The organism is Pseudomonas sp. R3-41, from assembly GCF_054161485.1.
In genome coordinates this window covers 427270-452137 of the sequence record NZ_CP096421.1, presented here as the reverse complement: position 1 = coordinate 452137, position 24868 = coordinate 427270, and the positions used below count along the sequence as shown (strand labels likewise).

Genomic DNA, 24868 nt, shown 5'->3' with positions numbered 1-24868 from the left:
GCCGCCCGGAGTGCTCCATGCCTGATTACCGCTCGAAAACATCCACCCATGGCCGCAACATGGCCGGCGCCCGTGCCTTGTGGCGCGCCACGGGGATGAAGGATGACGACTTCAAGAAGCCGATCATCGCCATTGCCAACTCCTTCACCCAGTTCGTACCAGGTCACGTGCACCTCAAGGACCTCGGCCAACTGGTTGCCCGGGAAATCGAACGCGTCGGCGGCGTTGCCAAGGAATTCAACACCATCGCCGTGGACGACGGCATCGCCATGGGCCACGACGGCATGCTTTATTCGCTGCCGAGCCGCGAGATCATCGCCGACTCGGTCGAATACATGGTCAACGCCCACTGCGCCGACGCCATCGTGTGCATTTCCAACTGCGACAAGATCACCCCCGGCATGCTCATGGCCGCCCTGCGCCTGAACATCCCGGTGATCTTCGTCTCCGGCGGTCCGATGGAAGCCGGCAAGACCAAGCTCGCCAGCCACGGCCTGGACCTGGTCGACGCCATGGTGATCGCCGCCGACTCCAGCGCTTCTGACGAGAAGGTTGCCGAGTATGAGCGCAGCGCTTGCCCGACTTGCGGTTCGTGCTCCGGCATGTTCACCGCCAACTCGATGAACTGCCTGACCGAAGCCCTGGGCCTGGCCCTGCCGGGCAACGGTTCGACCCTGGCCACCCACAGCGACCGCGAACAGTTGTTCCTGCAGGCCGGCCGGACCATCGTCGAGCTGTGCAAGCGCTACTACGTCGAGAACGACGAGTCGGTGTTGCCGCGCAACATCGCCAACTTCAAGGCGTTCGAAAACGCCATGACCCTGGACATCGCCATGGGCGGTTCCACCAACACCATCCTGCACTTGCTGGCCGCGGCCCAGGAAGCCGAGATTGATTTCGACCTGCGCGACATCGACCGCCTGTCCCGTCACGTACCGCAGCTGTGCAAGGTCGCGCCGAACATCCAGAAGTACCACATGGAAGACGTGCACCGTGCCGGCGGGATCTTCAGCATCCTCGGTTCCCTGGCCCGTGGCGGCCTGCTGCACACCGACCTGCCGACCGTGCACAGCAAGACCATGGCCGAGGCCATCGCCAAGTGGGACATCACCCAGACCACCGACGAGGCCGTGCATCACTTCTTCAAGGCCGGCCCGGCGGGCATCCCGACGCAAACCGCGTTCAGCCAGTCGACCCGCTGGGAAACCCTGGACGACGACCGTGAAAACGGCTGCATCCGCAGCGTCGAACACGCCTACTCCCAGGAAGGCGGCCTGGCCGTGCTGTACGGCAACATCGCCCTGGACGGCTGCGTGGTGAAAACCGCCGGCGTCGACGAGTCGATCCATGTGTTCGAAGGCAATGCGAAGATTTTCGAGAGCCAGGACAGCGCCGTGCGCGGCATCCTCGCCGACGAAGTGAAGGCCGGCGACATCGTGATCATTCGCTACGAAGGCCCGAAAGGCGGCCCGGGCATGCAGGAAATGCTCTACCCGACGTCCTACCTGAAATCCAAGGGCCTGGGCAAAGCCTGCGCCTTGCTGACCGATGGCCGTTTCTCCGGCGGCACCTCGGGCCTGTCCATCGGCCACGCTTCGCCGGAAGCGGCGGCGGGCGGCGCCATCGGCCTGGTGCGCGATGGCGACAAGGTCCTGATCGACATTCCGAACCGCTCGATCAACCTGTTGATCAGCGACGACGAACTGGCCGGGCGCCGCATCGAACAGGACAACAAGGGCTGGAAACCGGTGGAAGTGCGTCCGCGCAAAGTCACTACGGCCCTCAAGGCCTACGCCCTGCTCGCCACCAGCGCCGACAAGGGCGCGGTGCGTAACAAGGCGATGCTTGACGGCCTGTAAGCGCTGCCCATAAAAAAGCCCCGCCAAGTGCGGGGCATTTTTTTGGGCTTCAGTTCGACCCTTTGAGCCAAGTCATCTTTCGTGGCGAGGGAGCTTGCTCCCGCTGGGTCGCGAAGCGGCCCCAAAAATTCGTCCCTCCCCTCAATGCGTGGGCTGACTTTAGGGCTGCTACGCAGCCCAGCGGGAGCAAGCTCCCTCGCCACAAGGTTCCTTGGTATCCCTGTGGGACGGGGGGTTATTGGATGTCTTCAGGCTTGACGATCACCCAGTTCTTGTCCGCCGTCACTGGCAGTCCTTCCTTGGCTTGGGCGGCGGCGTGCTTGGCCATCATGCCGTTGATCTGGGTCATGTACTTGTCCTTGCGGTTGACCCACAGGTGAATCCCGCCCTTGGCCACGTCCACGTCGTGGAACAGCATGTAGCCGTCACTGGTCGGTGTGTCACCCGCCACCAGCACCGGTTTTTTCCATTCGTCGATGTACGTCAGGATCGCCGCGTGCTTGCCGGCCATCCAGGTTGCCGGGGTCCACAGGTACGGCGTGTACTCCAGGCCAAGGTTAGCCTTCTCGTCATATTTGCCGTTGGTGATCTGCTTGCGCGCGGTAGTCAGCTCGCCGGTCTTGCGGTCCTTGAGCAGCGTGGTCACGCCGATCACGTTCTGCGGCTTGAGGTTGTAGCCGTATTTCGGGTCCGCGGCGACCATGCGCACCAGTTCTTCGGAAGCGGCGGTCATGACATAGACCTCGATGCCGTTTTCCATCAGCTTGTTGTACAGCTCGGCCTGACCGGTGAAGATCTTCGGTGGATTGACGGTGTACTCGACCACCTTGTCGCCATCGTAATAAGTGGTCGGCACCGGCTTGCCGGACGCCATCAGCTCATCGACGTAGCCCTTGAGCTCCTTGAGCGTGAAGCCCGAGAACACCTGGGCCACCCACGGGTAGCAGACCATGTCATCGACTTCGCACAAGCGGTAGTAATAGCTGAACAGGCTTTCCTTGTGGTCGGCCGTGTCCTTGAACGGCATCAACTTCAAGGACGGGTCGAGGGTTTCCCGGGTGATGAGGCCCTTGTTCTCCATGAACGGCAGCAACGATTCCTCAAGGTCGTAGCGGTAACTGGTGTTGTCCATGTCGAACACCGCGTAGTTACCCTTGTTGGCGTTGGCGGCGATCATCGCGTCCAAGGCCTTGGCCTGCTCCGCTGGCCAGTGCTTGAGTTCGGTGGCAAGTGCCTGGCCGACGAGGCCAAGACTCAAGGCGACAGCGAGAAAACGAGGTGCGAGCTTCATCGGCATTTCTCCCGGGTTCAAAGAACTCGACGCTAACAAATGCGTGTGACAGTCCTCGCCCAGCCGCGACCGCTTGCGTCCTGATCACGCCAGCGACGTACCCGCAAACGCCAAGTCCTTATTCCATAAACGACAATCAACATGCCTTTTTAGTATTAATTCATTAGATATGAGGCTGTTAGGCTTCCCGGCTCACAGTCGCGGCTTCGGGCGACTGGTACGTCTTATCGGAGTCTCTTTTGATGAATCTGCCGCTGATCCTCAACCTGCTGGTGTTCCTCGCCTTGCTGTTCGGCCTGGCGCAAACCCGTCACCGCACCTGGAGCCTGGCCAAGAAAGTGCTGCTGGCGCTGGTGCTGGGCGTGGTGTTCGGTATCGCCCTGCACACGATTTATGGCGCCGGCAATCCGGTGCTCAAGGCCTCTATCGGCTGGTTCGACCTGGTGGGCAACGGCTACGTGCAGTTGCTGCAGATGATCGTGATTCCACTGGTCTTCGCCTCAATCCTCAGCGCCGTGGCCCGCCTGCATAACGCCTCGTCCCTGGGCAAGATCAGCTTCCTGACCATTGGCACGCTGCTGTTCACCACCGCCATCGCCGCGCTGATCGGCATCGGCCTGACCAACCTGTTCGGCCTCACCGCCGAAGGCCTGGTGGCCGGCACCCAGGAACTGGCGCGCCTGCAAGTGATCCAGAGCGACTACGCCGGCAAGGTCGCCGACCTGAACATCCCGCAACTGCTGCTTTCGTTCATTCCGCAGAACCCTTTTGCCGACCTGGCGCGGGCCAAGCCGACGTCGATCATCAGCGTGGTGATCTTCGCCGCGTTCCTCGGTGTCGCGGCGTTGCAGTTGCTCAAGGATGACGTGGAGAAAGGCCAGAAAGTGATCAACGCGATCGACACCCTGCAAAGCTGGGTGACGCGCCTGGTGCGCCTGGTGATGAAGCTGACGCCATACGGTGTGCTGGCGTTGATGACCAAGGTGGTGGCCGGTTCCAACCTGCAGGACATCATCAAGCTCGGCAGCTTTGTCGTGGTTTCGTACCTCGGGCTGGGCCTGATGTTCGTGGTTCATGGCCTATTGGTGTCCGCTGCCGGCATCAACCCATTGCGCTTCTTCCGCAAGATCTGGCCAGTGTTGACCTTCGCTTTCACCAGCCGCTCCAGCGCGGCCACCATCCCGTTGAGCATCGAAGCCCAGACCAGCCGCCTCGGCATTCCCCGGGCGATTGCCAGCTTCAGCGCCTCGTTCGGAGCCACCATCGGCCAGAACGGTTGTGCCGGCCTTTACCCGGCCATGCTGGCGGTGATGGTCGCACCGACCGTGGGCATCAACCCGCTGGACCCGGTGTGGATCGCAACACTGGTGGCGATCGTGACGTTGAGTTCGGCCGGGGTGGCCGGGGTCGGAGGCGGCGCGACGTTCGCCGCGCTGATCGTGCTGCCGGCCATGGGCTTGCCGGTGTCGCTGGTGGCCTTGCTGATTTCCGTCGAACCGCTGATCGACATGGGGCGTACGGCGTTGAACGTCAGCGGCTCGATCACCGCCGGGGCGATTACCAGCCAGGTGATGCAGCAGACGGACAAGGCGTTGCTTGATGCCCAGGAGCATGGGGAGTTGGTGCACGCTTGATGGGTGGCGCCTGATCAATCGCCTTCGCGAGCAAGCCCGCTCCCACAGTTAACCGAGTTGTGCCAGGAAAAATCGGTCGACTGTGGGAGCGGGCTTGCTCGCGAAGCTTTTGCTTTAAAGCTTTTCCCACACCTCAAAGCTATAGGCCGGCTTGTCGCCTTCAGCCGGGTTCGGCTGGTTCGAGACCCGTTTCCACTGGCTCGGATCGAACTCAGGAAACCACGCATCTCCCTCAGGGCTCAGCGCCACGCGGGTCAGGTACAGTCGATCCGCCTGTTCCAGGGCCTGGGCATAGAGCTGGGCGCCACCGATCAACATCAATTCGTCGATACCCTGCTCCAGCGCCCAGGCCTCGGCCCGCGCCACGGCGGCTTCCAAGGTGGAAAACACCTCGGCACCTTCCAGCACCAGACCCGGCTGGCGACTGACGACGATGTTCAGCCGCCCCGGCAGCGGTCGACCGAGGGAGTCCCAGGTCTTGCGCCCCATGATGATCGGCTTGCCCAAGGTGGTGGCCTTGAAGTATTTGAAATCCCCCGGCAGGTGCCAGGGCATGCTGTTGTCGACGCCGATCACACGGTTTTCACCGAGGGCTGCGATCAGGCTTAGGGGGAGAGTTTTGTTCATGGCCGCGAGGATACCAGAGGCCCGGCGTACCCCGACAGGCATCACAGCGGTTATGCTCAACCCTCATTCGAGCAACGGAAGCCCCCGTGACAGTACTGCAGAACCTCTGGTTGACCGAGACGATCCGCCTGCGTGAAGAGCACGCCGGCCCGCTCCAAGACCAGGAAGCCAATCGCCTGGCCCGTGCGTCAGGCGGCGATCTATCCGCCCGCATCCATCAGCGCGCCCGTTGGCTGGCCGAGCGCGATGGCCTCACGCAAGCCCTGCGCCATTGGCTGCAAGGGGCGCGCCTGGCGCTGATCGCCTTGGCGCTGCTCGCCGTCATCAGCGGCGCCGGCCTCGGGTTTGCCGCCCTCGGTGACGGCCAGGCACCGGTCAATGTGTTCTGGGCCTTGGGCAGCCTGTTGGGATTGAATCTGGTGCTGCTCATCGGCTGGGTCCTGGGCCTGGTCTTCGCCGGTGAGCAAGGTGCCGCACTGGGCCGCCTGTGGCTGTGGCTCAGCGAAAAACTCGCCCGCGACGCCAAGGCCGCCCAACTGGCGCCGGCCCTGCTGCTGTTGCTGCAACGGCATAAACTCAGTCGCTGGGCCCTCGGTGTGTTGGTCAATGGACTGTGGCTGCTGGCGATGCTCAGCGCGCTGGTCATCGTCCTGCTGCTGATGGCGACCCGGCGCTATGGCTTCGTCTGGGAAACTACCCTGCTGGGCAGCGAAACCTTCGTCGCCATGACCCAGGCCCTCGGCGCACTGCCGGCACTGCTGGGCTTCAGCGTGCCGACAGAGGACATGATCCGCGCCAGTGGCGACGCCGCGCTGGACATCGAAAGTGCCCGTCAGGCCTGGGCCGCCTGGCTGGTCGGCGTGCTGCTGGTCTATGGCCTGCTGCCGCGCCTGGGCCTGGCGTTGCTGTGCCTGTGGCGCTGGCGACGCGGTCGCGCCACGCTGCGCCTGGATTTGAACCTGCCGGGCTACGCCCAGTTGCGTGAACGGCTGATGCCCAGCAGCGAACGCCTGGGCGTCAACGACGCCGCTCCCGCGCATTTGCATCGAGTCGAAAGTGCCGTCAGTGCGATGGACAGCGACGGCGCGCTGTTGGTGGCGATCGAACTGGATGATCGGCCCTGGCCGCCCAAGCTGCCCGAAACCGTGAAAAGCGCCGGCATCCTCGACAGCCGCGAGTCGCGCCACAAACTCCTCGAACAGCTGTCGCGTTTTCCGCCGACACGCCTGGCGATTGCCTGTGACCCACGTCGCTCGCCGGACCGTGGCAGCCTGGCGCTGATCGCCGAGCTGGCCCGCAGCGCCAGCGCCACCCGCGTCTGGCTGTTGCAGGCGCCGCCCGGCGAAGCGCTGGACGCCGAGCGCCTGGGCGACTGGCACAGCGCGCTGCAACAGTTGCAGTTGCCGTTCGCCGATTGCATGCCCTTGAACTGGCTGGAGAGCGGCCATGACTGACCCCGTGAAGCCGCTGAAACTGGCCGTGGTCGGCCACACCAACGTGGGCAAGACCTCGTTGCTGCGGACCTTGACCCGCGACGTCGGCTTCGGCGAGGTGTCCCACCGCCCAAGCACCACCCGGCATGTCGAGGGTGCGCGCCTGTCGGTGGACGGCGAAGCGTTGCTGGAGCTGTACGACACGCCGGGCCTGGAAGATGCCATCGCCCTGCTCGATTACCTCGAGCGCCTGGAGCGTCCTGGCGAACGCCTCGACGGCCCGGCGCGCCTGGCTCGCTTCCTCGAGGGTAGCGAGGCGCGACAACGCTTCGAACAGGAAGCCAAGGTGCTGCGGCAATTGCTCGCCAGCGACGCCGGTTTGTATGTGATCGATGCCCGGGAACCGGTGCTGGCCAAGTACCGCGATGAATTGGAAGTCCTCGCCAGTTGTGGCAAACCGCTGCTGCCGGTGCTGAATTTCGTCAGCAGCGCCCAGCATCGTGAACCCGACTGGCGCGAAGCCCTGGCGCGATTGGGGTTGCACGCCCTGGTGCGCTTTGACAGCGTCGCCCCGCCCGAGGACGGCGAGCGACGCCTGTATGAAAGCCTCGCGTTGTTGCTGGAAGGCGCCCGTGGGCAACTGCAGCGACTGGTCGCCGACCAGCAGGCCCAACGCCTGGCCCGCCAGCAGAGCGCGGCGCGCTTGATCGCCGAACTGCTGATCGACTGCGCCGCCTGCCGACGCAGCGTCGCCAGCGATACCGAACTGGAACGCCAGGCCATTGGCGAATTGCGCAACGCGGTACGTCAACGCGAACAGCGTTGTGTCGAAGCCCTGCTCCAGCTCTACGCGTTCCGTCCCCAGGACGCCGCCGCCGGCGACCTGCCGCTGCTCGACGGGCGCTGGGGCGATGACCTGTTCAACCCCGAAACCCTCAAGCAACTGGGTGTACGCGTCGGCGGCGGGATCGCGGCGGGCGCGGCGGCCGGTGCCGGGGTGGACTTGCTGGTAGGTGGCCTGACCCTCGGCGCCGCCGCCCTGGCCGGGGCGATTGTCGGCGGCACCCTGCAAACCGCCCGCAGCTACGGCAACCGGCTGATGGGCAAACTCAAGGGGCAACGGGAACTGACGGTTGACGACAGCGTGCTGCGCCTGCTGGCCCTGCGCCAAGGACAGTTGCTGCAAGCCCTCAACCTGCGCGGCCACGCGGCGCTGGACAGCATCCGCATCGCCACGCCCCAGGACAAGACTTGGCGCGAGGGCAAGCTGCCCGAAGCCCTGAACAAGGCCCGGGCGCATCCGCAATGGTCATCCCTCAACCCCCAGCCGCGGTTGAGCCAGGCGGAGCGGCAGGAGCAGATCGAGCAGTTGGCCGAGCAGCTCTGAGCGACACAAGGTTCTGGCCAAGTACCCTTTGGCAGTACACAAAACCTGTGGCGAGGGAGCTTGCTCCCGCTGGGCTGCGAAGCGGCCCCAAAATGCCGGAACGCGGTTGGCCTGACACACCGGAGTGTCAGGTTTCAGGACCGCTTCGCGGCCCAGCGGGAGCAAGCTCCCTCGCCACAAAAGCGGTCAGCCAGAAGTTATTCGTGGCTCAAGGCCTTCAGGGCCGCCGCCGCTTCAGGCAACTCCAGCTCACTGAACACCCGCACGCCATGGCGCCTGAGCAACGCCGCCGTCACCCCTTCGCCGCTGACTTTCACACCACTGAACGTCCCATCATAGGTCAGCAGGTTGCCACACGATGGGCTGTTGGCCTTGAGCACCGCGATGCGGATGCCGTGAACTCGCACCTGCTCCAGCGCTTGATACGCGCCTGACAGAAATTGCGCGCTCACATCTTCGCCATCGGTGGTGATCACCGCGGCCTGACCGTCAAGCACTTGCCCGCCCTGCCCCCCAGGAATCTCCGCCGCCGCACGCGGGGTGGGCAAGCCGCCAGCGACTTCCGGGCACAGCGGTACGACCCGGCCTTGGTCGAGCCATTGCTGGAGTTGATCGAACGGCCCGCTGGCACCGCCGTCGTAGCGCACGCGATGGCCGAGCAGGCAGCGGCTGACCAGGATCTTTTCCATCGTCAGAACACCTCGTTGCCGCGACGGCGGAACCAACCGGTCAAGGACAGGCGATCCCGGGTGGCCGGCAGCACTTCGTGAGGGATGTCCCCCGACAGGAACACCACCAGGCAACCGCCGATGGGCACCACGTCACGCTCCACGCCGTCCTCCAGGTACATGCGCAACTGGCCGCCGTGTTCCGGCAACCAATCGTCGTTGAGATAAAGCACCGCCGACACCATCCGCCGGTCGTCGTCGCGAAAGCGGTCGACATGCTTGAGGTAGAACGCGCCGGGTGGATACAGGGCAAAATGACTTTCGAAGTCTTCCAGCCCCAGGAACAACCCGCGATTCATCGCCTCGCGCAGGCTATCCATCAGTGTCAGGTATTGATCGCAGGCTTGCGCCTGGCCAGGCTCGATCCACTGAATGCGATCACCCCGGATCCCTTCGCGAATCTCCGAGAACGGCCCGCGTCCGACCGCCGCCGGGGCCAGCTCACCCTCGGCGGCACGCTGGCGGCATTCGGCCGCCAGGGCGCGGGTCAGCGCGTCCGGCAGGAAGAGGTTCTGCTGCGACCAGCCGCGCTCGGCCAGGTCGTCGACGATACGTAACAGCAGCGGGTGATCAGAAGGTATTTGCATGGCGCGCATAGTATGCCGGCGCCTGCAAAACCGACAGCGCCACGCAGCGGGTTCGCTGCGTCGGTTCTTTACCTCCAAGAGCACCGCCGTACGAACTTGATACGAATTCTCGACAAGACCCCACACCCCACGGAGAATAGTAGGCTGCTGACAGGAGTCCCTATGCGCCGTTTGCTTTTCTCACTGTTGATGTTCTGCGTTTTGCCCGCCTGGGCAGACAGCTACGACCAGTTGTACAAGGTCGCCGGCTGGCCGGAACAGCGGGCGCATTTCAATGATGCCTTGAGCGCCGCCCAGCAACGCTACCAGAGCAGCCTGCCGCCGGCGGTGTTCCAGGCGCTGGTCAACAACAGCAATCAACGTTTTGCTCCCCAGGCCATGGACCAGCGGGCCGAGGCGCAGATACGCAGCAAGCTTCGCGACCCGAACCCGGCCCTGGCCTTTTTCCAGTCGCCCCTGGGCCGCAAGGTCGTGGCGGCCGAATTGCTGGCGACCCGGCGCGACCAATTGGCGAAAAACGCCAAGGGCCTGCCGAAGATGCAAGCCAGCGACAACCGCCTGTTGATCATCGGCCACCTGGCCCAGGCCCTCCCCGCCCGCGAGGCCGGCGCCGAAGTCAGCCTGGCGATCGCCGGCGTGGCGGCCGACAGCCTGAGCTCGATGATCCCGGGACTCTTGGGTGCCGGCCAGGCCCAGGGCATGCTCAACGGCCAGCGCCAGCGCCTGATGGAACAGATCGGCGCGGACCTGAACAACACGCTGCTGTACGTCTACCGTGACCTGACGGATACCGAGCTGGAAGAATTCGCCACCTTCGCCGAATCGACCGAGGGCCAGGCTTATTATCAGGCGGCCCTGGCGGCGATTCGGGCGGGGTTGGCGGTGGGGCAGGATCTCGGGCAGTAGATAGATCTTCAGCGCCGGCTATACCGCTTTCGCGAGCAAGCCCGCTCCCACAGGGGTTTGCGACGGTCGCAGAACCTAAGTTCACTCAAGACCCTGTGGGAGCGGGCTTGCTCGCGAAGGCAATTAATCAGTCACCGCCTGACTCTGCTCATCCGCTTCGTCAAGAACCCAAACATCTCCTGCCGCATCGCCAGCGCCTCGTTCGCCAGATGATGCCGCCCCTCAGGCAACATCAACACCTGCGGCCGGTCGAACTTGCTGCGCAGCACGTTCAGGTTGTGCACCCAATCCACCGTCATATCCGCCTCCCCCTGCACGATCAAGGGCTGGCGCGGGCTGCTCGGGGCGGCTTCGATACGCTTGATCCATTGCCCCAACGCGCCCACCCACGCAGTAGGCAGGCGCAGCGGTTGCAACGGGTCGGCTTGCAAGAAAGGCAGGAACTGCGGGTCGGTGGAGTTCTCGCTGAAACGCCGGGCGATGCCGGTCACGAAGGGCTTGAGCAGGTAATAACTCAGGCGCGACCAGCCCCAGGCCCGCGGCCGTACCAGGGGTGACAGCAGGATGACCTGGCCCTGGGCCGGGCTCTGCGCGCCGTGGTTGAGCACGTGATCGACCACGATGGCACCGCCGGTGCTTTGCCCACACAAGTGCCAGGGCTGCGGCAGGTCCAGCGTCGCGGCCTCGGCCAACAAGCCCTGCAAGGTGGCCTGGTACTCGGCGAAATCCCCGATGCTGGCGCGTTCGCCGCTGGACAGGCCATGGCCAGGCAGGTCGCAGGCGATCACCGCGAATTTCTGCTCCAAGGCCCACTCGATCAGGTGCCGGTACAGCCCCATGTGATCGTAGTAACCGTGGAACACAAACAACGTCGCCACGGTTTTTTCCGGCCACCAGACCTGGCTGACCACTTCATACCCGCCCACCTCGAAACGCCCTAATCCCTTGCGCACACTGCGCTGGGGGAAATCCAGCCCATAGAACCGCTGGTAGGCCCGGGCTTGCTCGGACAGGGCTTGCCACTGGGCCAACGGTTGCAGGCTGGCACGCAGGAGATCGGGATCGAAAGTGGCAGGCATCAAGAGTTCCAGACAAAGGCGCAGCGCGCGAAACAGACTTTACAGGCCTGCGATATTCATCTGTCGCGGCAAGCATGGCAAGCTACGCGGCCTCAGAGGATCGACTCCATGCGCCCGTCCCACCGCACGACCTTGCTTGCCAGCCTGCTCGCCCTCGGATGCGCCATCGTATTGTGGGTGGCCTACGACTGGTTCCAGGGCCGTTTCCTGCGGGCCTTCAGCCAACACACCGCGATATTTTCCGGCGACCCTCTGCGCCTGCCCGCCGACCTGGCCGGCCCCGGCGCGATCCGCCTGGTGCATTTCTGGGACCCGGCGTGCCCGTGCAACGTCGGCAATCAGCAACACCTCTCTGAACTGGTGGATAAATACGTACCGCAAGGCGTCGAGTTCTATGCGGTACAAAAGCCCGGCAGCCAGGGTCAGTTACCGGCCACCCTGAACAACCTCAAGCCGCTCCCAAGCCTGCCCGGCTCCAGCCAGATCCCCGCCAGCCCGGCCGTGGCGATCTGGGATCGCAGCGGCCAGCTCGCGTATTTCGGCCCCTACAGCGAAGGCCTGACCTGTAATTCGAGCAACAGCTTCATCGAGCCGATTCTTGAAGCGTTGAGCGGCGGTCGGGCGGTCAATGCGACGCATACGATGGCGGTGGGTTGTTATTGTCCTTGGTCCCAGGACACATCAGGCAAGGAATAAGACGGGAAATCCTCCCGAGGAGCGATGCGAAGTCGCGCAGCGGCATGTTAAACAGGGAACGAACAGCGAGGCCATGGAACCGCTGTCATCAGAATAAGGACTCACCATGAAACGCACCCTCATCGCCTTCCTCTCATTGATCGTCACCGCGATCATCGTCGCGGGCGGCTACCTCTACAGCAAGCAGCCCACCCGCCAAGGCACGATGCAGATGCAAGGGCTGCTGGGCTCGGTGACGGTGCGCTACGACGAACGCGGTGTGCCGCATATCCGCGCCGAGAACGAAGCCGACCTGTACCGCGCCCTCGGTTATGTCCATGCCCAGGACCGGCTGTTCCAGATGGAGATCATGCGCCGCCTCGCCCGGGGCGAGCTGGCCGAGGTGCTGGGGCCGAAGCTGCTGGACACCGATAAGCTGATGCGCAGCCTGCGTATTCGCGAGCGCGCCGCGGCCTACATCACCGAGCAGGACCCGCAATCCCCCGCCTGGGTCGCCATGCAGGCTTACCTGGACGGTATCAACGCCTACCAGGACAGCCACACCCGGCCCGTGGAGTTCGATGTGCTGGGCATTCCCAAGCGCCCCTTCACCGCCGAAGACACCGTGAGCATCACCGGCTACATGGCCTACAGCTTCGCCGCTGCCTTTCGCACCGAACCCCTGCTGACCTATGTGCGCGATGTGCTGGGTGCCAACTACCTGAATATTTTCGACCTCGACTGGCAGCCCCAGGGCGTGCTGGCCGAAGGGCGCAAAGCCGGCCTGCCCCTGGCCGCCGCCGATTGGAAAGGCCTCAACGCCCTGGCCCGCCTGAGCGAGCAGGCCCTGGCCGACAATGGCTTGCCGCAGTTCGAAGGCAGTAACGCCTGGGCGGTCGCCGGCAGCCGTACCCGCAGCGGCAAGCCATTGCTGGCGGGCGACCCGCACATTCGTTTTTCCACGCCGTCGGTGTGGTACGAGGCGCACCTGTCGGCCCCCGGCTTTGAGCTCTACGGGCATTACCAGGCATTGCTGCCCTTTGCGACGCTGGGCATGAGCAAGGATTTCGGCTGGAGCGTCACCATGTTCCAGAACGACGACCTGGACCTGATCGCCGAGAAGGTCAACCCGGACAATCCCGAGCAGGTCTGGTATCGCGACCAATGGGTGGACATGACCCGCAGCGAGCAGCAGATCGCGGTCAAGGGCCAGGCGCCGGTGACGCTGGTGCTGCGCCAGTCGCCCCACGGTCCGATCGTCAACGATGCCCTCGGCGCCAATGCCGGCAAGACTCCGGTCGCCATGTGGTGGGGATTCCTGGAAAGCCGCAATCCGATCCTCGACGCCTTCTACCAGCTCAACCGCGCCGACACCCTCGCCAAGGCCCGCGGCGCTTCGGCCAAGATCCACGCACCGGGGCTGAACGTGGTCTGGGCCAATGCCAAGGGGGACATCGGCTGGTGGGCCGCTGCGCAATTGCTCAAGCGCCCCGCCGGCGTGAAGCCTGGCTTCATTCTCGATGGCAGCAGCCCGGAGGCGGAAAAGGAAGGTTTCTATCCGTTCAGCAGCAACCCGCAGGAAGAAAATCCGGCGCGGGGCTACATCGTCTCGGCCAATTTCCAACCGGTGCCGGCCAGCGGCATCGAGATCCCCGGCTACTACAACCTTGCCGACCGTGGCCAGCAACTCAACCACCAGCTCAGCGACAAGCAGGCGAAGTGGGACCTGGAAAGCACCCAGAAACTGCAGTTGGGCACCACCACCGCCTACGGTCCTCGCCTGCTTGCACCGCTGGTGCCGGTGCTGCGTGGGGTGGTCAGTGACCCGCAGCAACGCAAATGGGTGGAACAATTGGCCCAATGGCCTGGCGATTATCCCCTGGACTCCCTCAGCGCCACGCTGTTCAACCAATTCCTGTTCAACCTGGCCGATGCCGCCCTGCACGATGAACTGGGCGACGGGTTCTTCGAAACCGCCCTGTCGACCCGGGTGATCGACGCGGCCCTGCCACGCTTGGCAACCGCAGAGGACTCACCGTGGTGGGACGATCGCACGACCCTCGGCACCGAGACCCGTGCCGACACCGTGAAAAAGGCCTGGGACAAGAGCCTCGACCATTTGAAGGCCACCTTCGGCGACGATGCCACGCAATGGCAATGGGGCAAGGCCCACACCCTGACCCACGGCCACCCGCTGGGCCTGCAAAAGCCCCTGGACCGGATCTTCAACGTCGGCCCGTTCGCCGCGCCCGGCACTCACGAAGTGCCCAACAACCTCTCCGCCCGGATCGGCCCGGCGCCGTGGCCGGTGACCTACGGGCCTTCGACCCGGCGCATCATCGACTTCGCCGACCCGAGCCACAGCGTCACCATCAACCCCGTTGGCCAGAGCGGTGTTCCGTTCGACAAGCATTACGAGGATCAGGCCGAGGCGTACATCGAGGGGCTGTATCACCAGGCGCACCTGGCCGAGGAAGAAGTAACGGCCAACACCCATGGCACCTTGAAGCTGTTGCCGGCCCGGGCGCCCTGAATCGGGCGTGCAGGACTTTTTTTCATCGTTAGCCGGGCTTGATCGTCATGGATGGTCAAGACTACAGGGGCACACTTGCCCGTCTCTTCCACAGGAGTCAACGCTATGTTCAACAACTGGTCCGAGCTGCTGCCCACCATCAAGAGCGCCTTTGGTGCCCTGGGCAAAAGCAATCCGAAGATGGTCAAGGCCTACATGGCCCTGGACGAAGCCGCGGCGGAGAACAATGTGCTCGATGCCAAGACCCGGGAACTGATCTCCATCGCCGTCGCCATCACCACGCGCTGTGACGGCTGCATCGGCGTACACACCGACGCCGCCATCAAGGCCGGCGCCACCCGCGAAGAAATCGCCGCCACCCTGGCCACCGCGGTGTCCCTCAACGCGGGCGCGGCGTACATCTACTCCCTGCGAGCGCTGGAGGCTCATGACGCGTTGAAGAAGTGACGGGCCAATAACCCCACAGGTCGCTATCGTCGGATCGCCGCCCGGAGCAAGCTGGCTCCCACAGGATTTACTGTTGATCAATCCATGGCGTGATGATTTGGAAGCTTTTGTGGCGAGGGAGCTTGCTCCCGCTGGGTCGCGCAGCGCCCCCAAAAAAAGCGATGAGCGCTGCGCACTCAAGCGGGAGCAAGCTCCCTCGCCACAGGACCGTGGCGTTCCCAAAAACCTGTGGGAGCGGGCTTGCTCGCGAAAGCGGTGTATCAGCCAACATGAATGTTGAATGTACCTCCGTCTTCGCGAGCAAGCCCGCTCCCACATTGGGTGCCAGTATCGGGTCAGACCGGCGCGGTCTCGGCCCGGCGGACTTCCGGTTGCTTCCAGGAATCGGCGGCGCTTTCTTCGATGGCTTGCTGGATCGCGCGCTTGCGATTTTCTTCGGCGCGGCGGCTGAAGTACCAGACCAGGAAGGTCACCAGCGACACCGCCAGCAGGATCAGGCTCGCCACGGCGTTGATTTCCGGTTTCACCCCCAGGCGCACGGCCGAGAACACTTCCATCGGCAAGGTCGTCGAACCAGGACCGGAGACGAAGCTCGCCAGCACCAGGTCGTCCAGGGACAACGCGAAGGACATCATGCCCCCCGCCGCCAGTGACGGCGCGATCATCGGGATGGTGATCAGGAAGAACACCTTCCACGGCCGCGCACCGAGGTCCATGGCCGCCTCTTCGATGGACAGGTCCAACTCACGCAAGCGCGCCGAGACCACCACCGCCACATAGGCCGCGCAGAACGTGGTGTGGGCGATCCAGATCGTGACGATGCCACGCTCCTGGGGCCAGCCGATCATCTGCGCCATGGCCACGAACAGCAGCAACAGCGACAGACCAGTGATCACTTCCGGCATCACCAGCGGCGCGGTGACCAGGCCGCCGAACAGCGTGCGGCCCTTGAAGTGGGTGATGCGGGTCAGCACGAAGGCCGCCAGCGTCCCCAGGGCCACCGCGGCAATCGCCGTGTAGCAGGCGATTTCCAGCGAGCGCATCACCGAGCCCATCAACTGGCTGTTGTCCAGCAGACCGACGTACCACTTGACCGACCAGCCGCCCCACACCGTCACCAGTTTCGAGGCGTTGAACGAGTAGATCACCAAAATCAGCATCGGCGCGTAGATGAACAGCAAACCCAGCACCAGCATCAGGCTTGAAAAACTGAAGCGCTTCATTCCTTGCCCTCCATTTCTTTGGCCTGACTGCGGTTGAACAGGATGATGGGCACGATCAGGATCGCCAGCATCACCACCGCCAGGGCGGACGCCACCGGCCAGTCTCGGTTATTGAAGAATTCCTGCCACAGCACTTTGCCGATCATCAGGGTTTCCGGGCCACCCAGCAGTTCCGGGATCACGAACTCGCCCACCACAGGGATGAACACCAGCATGCAGCCTGCGATGATGCCGTTCTTGGACAGCGGCACGGTGATTTTCCAGAAGCTGTTGAAGGTGCTCGAACCCAGGTCGGAGGCGGCCTCCAGCAGGCTTTGGTCGTGTTTGACCAGGTTGGCGTACAACGGCAGGATCATGAACGGCAGATAGGAGTAGACGACCCCGATATACACCGCCAGGTTGGTGTTGAGGATCTGCAGCGGCTCGCTGATCCAGCCCATGCTCAGCAGAAAACCGTTGAGCAAGCCGTTGTTGCTGAGGATGCCCATCCACGCATAGACGCGGATCAGGATCGCGGTCCAGGTCGGCATCATGATCAGCAGCACCAGCACCGTCTGCATCTCTTTGCGGGCATTGGCGATGCCGTAGGCCATCGGATAACCGATCAGCAGGCACAGGACCGTGCTGATCAAGGCCATCTTCAGCGAGCCGAGGTAGGCGGCGATGTACAACTCGTCCTCGCTCAGCATCACGTAGTTGGCGAGGTTGAGCAGCACCTGCAGCTTCTGGTCGACGTAGCTGTAGATCTCGGTGTAGGGCGGAATGGCCACGTCGGCTTCGGCGAAGCTGATCTTCAAGACGATGAAGAACGGCAGCATGAAGAACAGGAACAGCCAGATGAAAGGCACCCCGATGACCAGTTGGCGGCCACCGGGCGTTATTCGATCGAGTCGGCGTTTGAGTTTGCGCATGTTCATGAGCGAAGCACCACGCCGCTGTCGTCTTCCCACCAGACGAACACCTGGTCGCCCCAGGTCGGGCGCTGGCCACGGCGTTCGGCGTTGGCGACGAAGGATTGCACGAGCTTGCCGCTCGGCAGCTCGACATAGAACACCGAGTGACCGCCCAGGTAGGCGATGTCATGGACCTTGCCGCTGGACCAGTTGTGCTCGCAGGTCGGCTGCTCGGAGGTGACCAGCAGTTTTTCCGGGCGAATGGCGTAGGTCACGGACTTGTCCTGCACCGAGGTGCTGATGCCGTGGCCCACGTAGATGCTGCGGTCCAGGTCCTTGCAGGTCAGCACCGCGTGGCCTTCGGCGTCGTCCACCACTTCGGTCTCGAAGATGTTGACGTTGCCGATGAATTCGCAGACCAGGCGGCTGGTCGGGGTTTCGTAGATGTCGATCGGGCTGCCGATCTGGGCGATCCAGCCCAGGTGCATGATCGCGATGCGCTCGGCCATGGTCATGGCCTCTTCCTGGTCGTGGGTCACCATGACGCAGGTCACGCCGACCCGCTCGATGATCTCCACCAGCTCAAGCTGCATTTGCGAACGCAGCTTCTTGTCCAGGGCGCCCATCGGCTCGTCGAGCAGCAACAGCTTGGGCCGCTTGGCCAGGGAACGGGCCAAGGCCACCCGCTGGCGCTGGCCACCGGACAGCTGGTGCGGTTTGCGCTTGGCGTACTGGCTCATCTGCACCAGCTTGAGCATCTCCGCCACGCGGGCATCGATCTCGGCTTTCGGAATCTTGTCCTGTTGCAGGCCGAAGGCGATGTTCTGCGCCACGGTCATGTGGGGGAACAGGGCGTAGGACTGGAACATCATGTTGATCGGCCGCTCATAGGGCGGCATGTCGGTGATGTCCACGCCGTCGAGGAAAATCCGTCCCTCGGTGGGCCGCTCGAAACCGGCCAGCATGCGCAGCAAGGTGGATTTGCCCGATCCCGAGCCGCCGAGCAAGGCGAAGATCTCGCCTTTCTTGATTTCCAGGGACACATCGTCCACGGCAATCGTCTCGTCGAACTTCTTCGTGACCCGGTCGATTTTGACCAGCACCTGCTTGGGTGTCTGGTCGCCCTCGAGGGCTTTCTTATAGGCGCCGGAGGCAACTGCCATTTACGAAACTCCCACAGAATTTGCAGTTCGCCCCAAGGAGGCGAACAAGAGTGTTGACGTTTATTTACCCGACTTGACCTTGGTCCAGCTGCGGGTCATGAGTCGTTGGATCTTGGGCGGCAACTCGGAGTTGACGTAGAGCTTGTCGACGACCGCTTGCGGTGGATAAACCGCTTCATCGGTGCGTACTTTCTGGTCCATCAGTTCGCCAGCCTTGGGGTTCGGGTTGGCATAACCGACAACGTCGCTGACCTGGGCGATGACCTCAGGCTTGAGCACATAGTTGATGAAGGCATGGGCTTGCTTGACGTTGCCGGCATCACGGGGAATCGCCAGCATGTCGAACCAGAGGTTGCCGCCTTCCTTGGGAATCACGTAGGCGATGTCGACGCCCTTGCCGGCTTCGCTGGCACGTTCGCGGGCCTGGAAGATGTCCCCGGAAAAACCGGCGGCCACGCAGATCTCGCCATTGGCCAGGTCGGAGATGTATTTGGAGGAGTTGAAGTAGGTCACGTAAGGCCGGATCTTGAGGAGTTGGGCCTCGGCCTTCTTGTAGTCTTCAGGGTTTTCGCTGTTGGGGTTCAAGCCCAGGTAATTGAGCATCGCCGGGATCATCTCGTCACCCGAGTCGAGGAACGAAACGCCGCAGCTGGACAGCTTCTTGATGTTTTCCGGCTCGAACAGCATGGCCCACGAATCGATCTTGTCGACACCCAGGACTGCCTTGATTTTCTCGACGTTATAGCCGATGCCGTTGGTGCCCCACAGGTAAGGCACGGCGTACTGGTTGCCCGGGTCGTTCTTTTCCAGGCGCTTGAGCAGCACCGGGTCGAGATTGGCGTAGTTGGGCAACTGCGCCTTGTCGAGCTTCTGGAAAGCCCCGGCCTTGATCTGCTTGCCCAGGAAGTGGTTGGACGGCACGACCACGTCGTAACCGGTGCGCCCCGCCAGCAACTTGCCTTCCAGGGTTTCGTTGGAGTCAAACACGTCATACACCGGCTTGATGCCCGTGGCTTTTTCGAAATCCGCCAGGGTGGTCTCGCCGATGTAGTCCGACCAATTATAAATATGCACAGTGGAGGCAGCCTGGGCACTGACGGCGAGCGTCAGGCCGGCGCCCACCAGCAAGGCGTTGCGTAACAAAGAAAAGACTGGCACGTGGAGGTCCTCTTAAATAGTTGGGCCCAAGTTGCCCCCGTTACGTGACCCTTGCTGGGGCCCTGCAACAAAACCGGCGCGCAACTTACCCTCGATAAACCGATCCCGCAAAACTTTTAGTTATTTATGGGTTCCTGTTGCCGCCGCCGCGCTGGCCGCGACAACAGGAGGGTGCTTCAGGCCGGCTTATTTACCGGATTTGATCTTGGTCCAGCTGCGGGTCAGGATCCGCTGGGTCGCGGCTGGCAAGTCGGCGATGGCGTACAGCTTGGCCTTCACTTCGTCCGATGGATAAATGCTCGGGTCACCGGAGATTTCCTTGTCCACCAGAGCGGTGGCGGCCTTGTTGCCGTTAGGGAAACGCACGTTGTCGGTGATCTCAGCCATGACTTCCGGCTGCAGGATGAAGTTCATCCACTTATAAGCGGCCTCGACGTTTTCGGCATCCTTGGGAATGGCGACCATGTCATAGAACGAACCGGCACCTTCCTTCGGAATGGTGTAGGCCACTTTCACTTTGCCGCCAGCTTCGGCAGCGCGGCTCTTGGATTGCTCGATATCACCCGAGTAACCCACGGCGACGCAGATGTTGCCGTTGGCCAGGTCGGAAATGTATTTGGACGAGTGGAAGTAACCGATCGATGGACGCAACTTGAGGAACAGCGCCTCGGCCTCGGCCAGTTGTTTCTTGTCTTGGCTGTCGGTCGGATAACCGAGGTAATGCAGGGCCACCGGAATCATTTCGGTTGGCGAATCGAGGAAGCTCACACCGCAGCTCTTGAGCTTGGCGATGTTCTCGGGCTTGAGCAGGGTGTCCCAGGAGTCGATCTTGTCGACGCCCAATGCGGCCTTGACCTTCTCGGGGTTGTAACCGATGCCGATGGTACCCCACATGTAAGGGAAGGCATGTTTGTTGCCCTGGTCGCTGGCATCGCCGACGGCCTTGAGCAGGTCGGTGTCCAGGTTCTTCCAGTTAGGCAGCTTGGACTTGTCCAGCTCCTGGTAGACGCCAGCCTTGATCTGCTTGGCCAGGAAGTTGTTCGACGGCACCACGATGTCATAACCGGATTTGCCAGCCAGCAACTTGGCTTCCAGGGTTTCGTTGCTGTCGAACACGTCGTAGACGACTTTGATCCCCGTTTCCTTTTCGAACTTGGCAACGGTGTCCGGCGCAATGTAGTCGGACCAGTTATAGACGTGCAGCACTTTGTCGTCCGCCTGGACGGCGCCCGCCATCACGCCCATCAGGGACATGGCGAGGAGGGTCTTGCCAGCTATCTTCATACCTAATGCCTTCATGGATTGATGCTCCAGTTATTCTTTTTAGCCACAGTTCAGTAGCCGGCTCTCTGGCAACTTGAACAGGCGGTAGTCTGGCAAGTTACAGGCCAGGCTTTCAACACAAGCCCAGCCTTTTGTTCACGCTGGGCGAGGCCCTTGCAGGCACCTCGCTCAGAGCCTAGCACTTAGCCTTGCAACGCACTGAGGGTCAGGTCCAGGCACTGCCGCGCCTTGGTCACCAACTCATCGATCTCGGCCTTGCTGATCACCAGCGGCGGCGCAATGATCATGGTGTCGCCCACCGCGCGCATGATCAGCCCGTTATCGAAGCAGAACTGCCGGCAGATCATGCCCACACCCTTGCCTTCGTAGCGCTTGCGCGTGGCCTTGTCCTGGACCAGTTCGATCGCCCCCAGCAAACCGACCCCACGTACTTCACCCACCAGCGGATGATCGTTCAGTTCCCGTAAGCGTTGTTGCAAATAGGGTGCCGTTTCGCTGTGGACACGCTCGATGATCTTCTCGTCGCGCAGGATGCGGATGTTTTCCAGGGCCACCGCCGCGGCCACCGGGTGACCGGAGTAGGTAAAGCCGTGGTTGAAGTCGCCGCCTTCGTTGAGCACCGCGACCACGTCGTCGCGCACGATCAGCCCACCCATGGGGATGTAGCCGGAGGTCAGGCCCTTGGCGATGGTCATCATGTGCGGTTTCAACCCGTAATGGTCGGTACCGAACCACTCACCGGTACGGCCAAAGCCACAGATCACTTCGTCGGCCACGAACAGGATGTCGTACTTGGCGAGGATTTCCTTCATGCGCGACCAGTAGCTGTCCGGCGGCACGATCACGCCACCAGCGCCCTGGATCGGCTCGGCGATGAACGCACCGACGTTGTCTACGCCGATCTCCAGGATTTTTTCTTCCAACTGGTTGGCCGCCCAAACGCCGAACTCTTCGGGGCTCATGTCGCCGCCTTCACCGAACCAGTAAGGCTGGGCAATGTGGACAATGCCCGGGATCGGCAGGTCGCCCTGCTCGTGCATATAAGTCATGCCGCCCAGGCTCGCGCCCGCGACGGTCGAGCCGTGATAACCGTTCTTGCGGCTGATGATGACTTTTTTGTTTGGCTGGCCCTTGATCGCCCAATAATGGCGGACCATCCGCAACATGGTGTCGTTGCCCTCGGAGCCGGAGCCGGTGAAGAACACGTGGTTCATGCCTTCAGGGGCGATGTCGGCGATGGCTTTGGACAGTTCCAGCACCGGCGGGTGGGCCGTCTGGAAGAACAGGTTGTAGTACGGCAATTCGCGCATCTGTTGGCTGGCGGCATCGGCCAGCTCCGCGCGACCGTAACCGACGGCCACGCACCAGAGGCCAGCCATGCCGTCGAGGATCTTGTTGCCTTCACTGTCCCAGAGGTAGACGCCCTTGGCGTGGGTGATGATGCGCGGGCCTTTCTCTTTGAGCTGCTTGAAGTCGCTGAACGGCGCCAGGTGATGATCGTTGCTCAGGGCCTGCCATTCACGGGTTTGCGGGTTATTGCGGGTCATGCGAATTCTCCTGTTATCGGTGAGGGCGAAGCTGCCTGAAGCAGCCCCGCCCGGCGCTTCAGACGGCAAAGAGCAGGAATTCCCGCTCCCACGAACTGATGACGCGCTTGAAGTTTTCATGCTCGGCCCGCTTGACCGCGACGTAGCCTGTGATGAATTTCTTGCCCAGGTATTTCTCGATAGTGGTGCTGTTTTCCATGCGTTCCAGGGCGTCTTCGATGGTCAGCGGCAAACGCAGGTTGCGGCGTTCGTAGCCGCGGCCCACCACCGGCGCGCTCGGGCTGATGCCTTCGACCATGCCGATGAAGCCACACAGCAGGCTGGCGGCAATCGCCAGGTACGGGTTGGCGTCGGCGCCCGGCAAGCGGTTTTCCACCCGACGGTTCTGCGGCCCGGCATCCGGCACGCGCAGACCCACGGTGCGGTTCTCTTCGCCCCACTCCACGTTCACCGGCGCCGACGTATCCGGCAGGAAGCGGCGGAACGAGTTGACGTTGGGAGCGAACAGCGGCAACAGCTCGGGGATGAATTTCTGCAGGCCACCGATGTGGTGCAGGAACAGATCGCTCATGGTCCCGTCTTCATTGGAGAAAACGTTCTTGCCGGTTTCCTTGTCGATGATGCTCTGGTGCAGGTGCATCGCACTGCCCGGCTCGCCGGTCATGGGCTTGGCCATGAAGGTGGCGGCCACGTCGTGCTTGAGTGCCGCCTCGCGCATGGTGCGCTTGAACACCAGGATCTGGTCGGCCAGGGACAAGGCATCGCCGTGACGGAAGTTGATTTCCATCTGCGCCGTGCCGTCCTCATGGATCAGGGTATCGAGGTCCAGCTCCTGCAATTCGCACCAGTCGTAGACGTCTTCGAACAGTGGGTCGAATTCGTTGGCCGCTTCGATCGAGAAGGACTGGCGACCGGTCTCCGGGCGGCCGGAGCGGCCAATGGGCGGCTGCAACGGGAAGTCCGGGTCGTCGCTGCGCTTGGTCAGGTAGAACTCCATTTCCGGCGCGACGATGGGCTGCCAGCCTTTGTCGGCGTAGAGCTTGAGCACTTTCTTGAGCACGTTGCGCGGCGACAGCTCGATGGGGTTGCCCTGCTTGTCGTAGGCGTCGTGGATGACCTGGGCGGTGGGCTCGATGGCCCAAGGCACAAGGAACACGGCGTTCTCGTCCGGGCGGCAGATCATGTCGATGTCAGCCGGGTCGAGCAGTTCGTAATAGATGTCGTCTTCGACATAGTCGCCCGTCACGGTCTGGAGCAGCACGCTCTCGGGCAGGCGCATGCCTTTTTCGGCGATGAACTTGTTGGTCGGCGAGATCTTGCCCCGGGTGATACCGGTCAGGTCGCCAATCATGCATTCGACTTCTGTGATCTTGTGGTCTTTCAACCAATCGGTGAGCTGGTCGAGGTTGTTACTCATAAATGCCTCTAGGCGTGAGTTTCCTGACTGCTATTAATCGTCAGGCGTTGTTTGACGCATCCGCGTCGCGTTGTGTTGCCCTTGCTCGGCAGGCATCGCCAAATGCCTGGAAAATCGCAAGGTAGTACGGGTTAGAGCTTACCTCCCATTCGGGGTGCCATTGCACACCTAAAGCAAAAGCCTTGCCTTCTGGCACCGAAACAGCCTCGATCAGGCCGTCGGGGGCCACCGCTTCGGCCCGCAACCCAGGCGCCAGGCGCTCGATGCCCTGGCTGTGGATCGAGTTGACCTCTATCGATTGAGGCAATCCCAGGCCTGCCAGTACACCGCCGGGCTGGATATGCACGGCATGGGCAGGACCGTATTGGACCTCCACCGCTTGAGTCTCGTCTTCACGATGATCGATGAAGGTTCCGACTTCATGAACTTTCTGATGCAGGCTGCCGCCAAAGGCTACGTTCATCTCCTGAAAACCACGGCAGATGCCCAGCACCGGGATGCCCGCCTCGACAGCGGCGCGGATCAGCGGCAGGGTGGTGGCGTCCCGTGCAGGATCATGGGCAGTGCCGGGCGCACTGGCCGGGCCCTGATAGTGAAAAGGTTCTACATTAGAAGGAGAGCCGGTAAAAAGAATACCGTCCAAGGCGTCCAGAATATCGGACGGTTGGAACAGATCCGCCAAGGACGGAAGCAGCACTGGCAAGCCCTTGGCGGCTGTCGCGACAGCCCGGGAATATTTATCGCCACTGGTGTGATAAGCATGCAGACCGATCTGCTTGGAGCAGGTGGTGACGCCGATTAACGGCAGGCGAGACATGAAGCACCCCGGTATTATTGCTGTTATGGGTTTGAATCGAGCTTAGCCTTGTTCATTTTTTTACACAACACCCCCGTAAAAAATACAACACGGCCCGCTCAAGCCTGCGGGCGCCAAGGCCCCTAAAGGGAAAAAAACGCCCTAAATTGCCCCAAAAAAGCCTCGCAGGTGCTTTTTTAG

21 protein-coding genes are annotated in these 24868 nt (G+C 62.5%); 8 read left to right on the top strand and 13 right to left on the bottom strand.

The window, feature by feature from the left end; genetic code table 11:
- Positions 1–17: 17 nt before the first annotated feature.
- Positions 18–1859 carry a dihydroxy-acid dehydratase gene (gene ilvD / locus M1D99_RS02005; RefSeq protein WP_434573729.1) on the top strand — a complete coding sequence of 614 codons (1842 nt, stop codon included), beginning with the start codon at positions 18–20 and terminating at the stop codon, positions 1857–1859.
- A gap of 235 nt (positions 1860–2094) precedes the next feature.
- Here the strand turns inward: ilvD and M1D99_RS02000 are convergent, their stop codons facing one another.
- Entirely contained in the window at positions 2095–3150 is a 1056-nt protein-coding gene (locus M1D99_RS02000; RefSeq protein WP_434573728.1) for an HAD family hydrolase, read from the bottom strand.
- Positions 3151–3392: 242 nt separating this feature from the next.
- On the opposite strand from M1D99_RS02000, the gene M1D99_RS01995 reads away from it, so the two are divergent.
- Positions 3393–4784, top strand: a complete 1392-nt coding sequence (locus M1D99_RS01995) for an L-cystine transporter (protein WP_434573726.1) — start codon at positions 3393–3395, stop codon at positions 4782–4784.
- Between the two features lie 114 nt (positions 4785–4898).
- On the opposite strand, the gene M1D99_RS01990 is transcribed toward M1D99_RS01995, so the two are convergent.
- Positions 4899–5411, bottom strand: coding sequence for a dihydrofolate reductase (locus M1D99_RS01990; protein ID WP_186730226.1), 513 nt, complete (start codon positions 5409–5411; stop codon positions 4899–4901).
- 86 nt (positions 5412–5497) lie between these two features.
- On the opposite strand from M1D99_RS01990, the gene M1D99_RS01985 reads away from it, so the two are divergent.
- Together M1D99_RS01985 and M1D99_RS01980 are read left to right on the top strand one after the other, a co-directional pair.
- On the top strand, positions 5498–6865 hold the full coding sequence (locus tag M1D99_RS01985) for a DUF2868 domain-containing protein (RefSeq protein WP_458131320.1): 1368 nt from the start codon (positions 5498–5500) through the stop codon (positions 6863–6865).
- Positions 6858–8231: a GTPase/DUF3482 domain-containing protein gene (locus M1D99_RS01980; protein WP_458131319.1), complete on the top strand. Its 1374-nt coding sequence runs from the start codon at positions 6858–6860 to the stop codon at positions 8229–8231. The genes M1D99_RS01985 and M1D99_RS01980 overlap by 8 nt, the downstream gene beginning before the upstream one ends.
- A gap of 197 nt (positions 8232–8428) precedes the next feature.
- Here the strand turns inward: M1D99_RS01980 and M1D99_RS01975 are convergent, their stop codons facing one another.
- On the bottom strand, positions 8429–8920 hold the full coding sequence (locus tag M1D99_RS01975) for a 2-thiouracil desulfurase family protein (RefSeq protein ID WP_434573719.1): 492 nt from the start codon (positions 8918–8920) through the stop codon (positions 8429–8431).
- A gap of 2 nt (positions 8921–8922) precedes the next feature.
- Positions 8923–9555 (bottom strand): 2OG-Fe(II) oxygenase, encoded by a 633-nt coding sequence (locus tag M1D99_RS01970; RefSeq protein ID WP_434573717.1) that lies wholly within the window; start codon positions 9553–9555, stop codon positions 8923–8925.
- Positions 9556–9708: 153 nt separating this feature from the next.
- Between M1D99_RS01970 and M1D99_RS01965 the strand changes: the two genes are divergently transcribed.
- The gene (locus M1D99_RS01965; protein WP_434573715.1) at positions 9709–10452 is read left to right on the top strand and encodes a DUF2059 domain-containing protein; all 744 of its coding nucleotides are present in this window, start codon (positions 9709–9711) and stop codon (positions 10450–10452) included.
- Between the two features lie 131 nt (positions 10453–10583).
- Here the strand turns inward: M1D99_RS01965 and bipL are convergent, their stop codons facing one another.
- Complete coding sequence (bipL, locus tag M1D99_RS01960) at positions 10584–11531, bottom strand: phospholipase BipL (protein ID WP_458131318.1); 948 nt, start codon at positions 11529–11531, stop codon at positions 10584–10586.
- Between the two features lie 108 nt (positions 11532–11639).
- Between bipL and M1D99_RS01955 the strand changes: the two genes are divergently transcribed.
- From M1D99_RS01955 to M1D99_RS01945, 3 genes are all read left to right on the top strand, one after another.
- Entirely contained in the window at positions 11640–12227 is a 588-nt protein-coding gene (locus tag M1D99_RS01955; RefSeq protein ID WP_434573711.1) for a DUF6436 domain-containing protein, read from the top strand.
- Positions 12228–12333: 106 nt separating this feature from the next.
- On the top strand, positions 12334–14739 hold the full coding sequence (locus tag M1D99_RS01950; protein WP_458131317.1) for a penicillin acylase family protein: 2406 nt from the start codon (positions 12334–12336) through the stop codon (positions 14737–14739).
- A gap of 105 nt (positions 14740–14844) precedes the next feature.
- A complete protein-coding gene (locus M1D99_RS01945) occupies positions 14845–15186 on the top strand; it encodes a carboxymuconolactone decarboxylase family protein (protein WP_014340738.1) in 342 nt (113 codons plus the stop codon).
- Positions 15187–15521: 335 nt separating this feature from the next.
- Here the strand turns inward: M1D99_RS01945 and M1D99_RS01940 are convergent, their stop codons facing one another.
- From M1D99_RS01940 to M1D99_RS01905, 8 genes are all read right to left on the bottom strand, one after another.
- The gene (locus M1D99_RS01940) at positions 15522–16409 is read right to left on the bottom strand and encodes an ABC transporter permease subunit (protein WP_186707565.1); all 888 of its coding nucleotides are present in this window, start codon (positions 16407–16409) and stop codon (positions 15522–15524) included.
- Positions 16406–17326, bottom strand: coding sequence for an ABC transporter permease subunit (locus M1D99_RS01935; RefSeq protein ID WP_434704234.1), 921 nt, complete (start codon positions 17324–17326; stop codon positions 16406–16408). The genes M1D99_RS01940 and M1D99_RS01935 overlap by 4 nt, the downstream gene beginning before the upstream one ends.
- Positions 17323–18465, bottom strand: coding sequence for an ABC transporter ATP-binding protein (locus M1D99_RS01930; RefSeq protein WP_030138093.1), 1143 nt, complete (start codon positions 18463–18465; stop codon positions 17323–17325). Before M1D99_RS01930 ends, M1D99_RS01935 begins: the two co-directional genes overlap by 4 nt.
- 60 nt (positions 18466–18525) lie before the next feature.
- On the bottom strand, positions 18526–19623 hold the full coding sequence (locus M1D99_RS01925; protein WP_434573706.1) for a polyamine ABC transporter substrate-binding protein: 1098 nt from the start codon (positions 19621–19623) through the stop codon (positions 18526–18528).
- Between the two features lie 186 nt (positions 19624–19809).
- Entirely contained in the window at positions 19810–20907 is a 1098-nt protein-coding gene (locus tag M1D99_RS01920) for a polyamine ABC transporter substrate-binding protein (protein WP_434576339.1), read from the bottom strand.
- A gap of 182 nt (positions 20908–21089) precedes the next feature.
- Positions 21090–22454 carry an aspartate aminotransferase family protein gene (locus M1D99_RS01915; RefSeq protein ID WP_434573704.1) on the bottom strand — a complete coding sequence of 455 codons (1365 nt, stop codon included), beginning with the start codon at positions 22452–22454 and terminating at the stop codon, positions 21090–21092.
- Between the two features lie 58 nt (positions 22455–22512).
- The gene (locus M1D99_RS01910; RefSeq protein ID WP_053126367.1) at positions 22513–23871 is read right to left on the bottom strand and encodes a glutamine synthetase family protein; all 1359 of its coding nucleotides are present in this window, start codon (positions 23869–23871) and stop codon (positions 22513–22515) included.
- Between the two features lie 40 nt (positions 23872–23911).
- Positions 23912–24688 (bottom strand): gamma-glutamyl-gamma-aminobutyrate hydrolase family protein, encoded by a 777-nt coding sequence (locus M1D99_RS01905; RefSeq protein ID WP_434573702.1) that lies wholly within the window; start codon positions 24686–24688, stop codon positions 23912–23914.
- Positions 24689–24868: the final 180 nt, after the last annotated feature.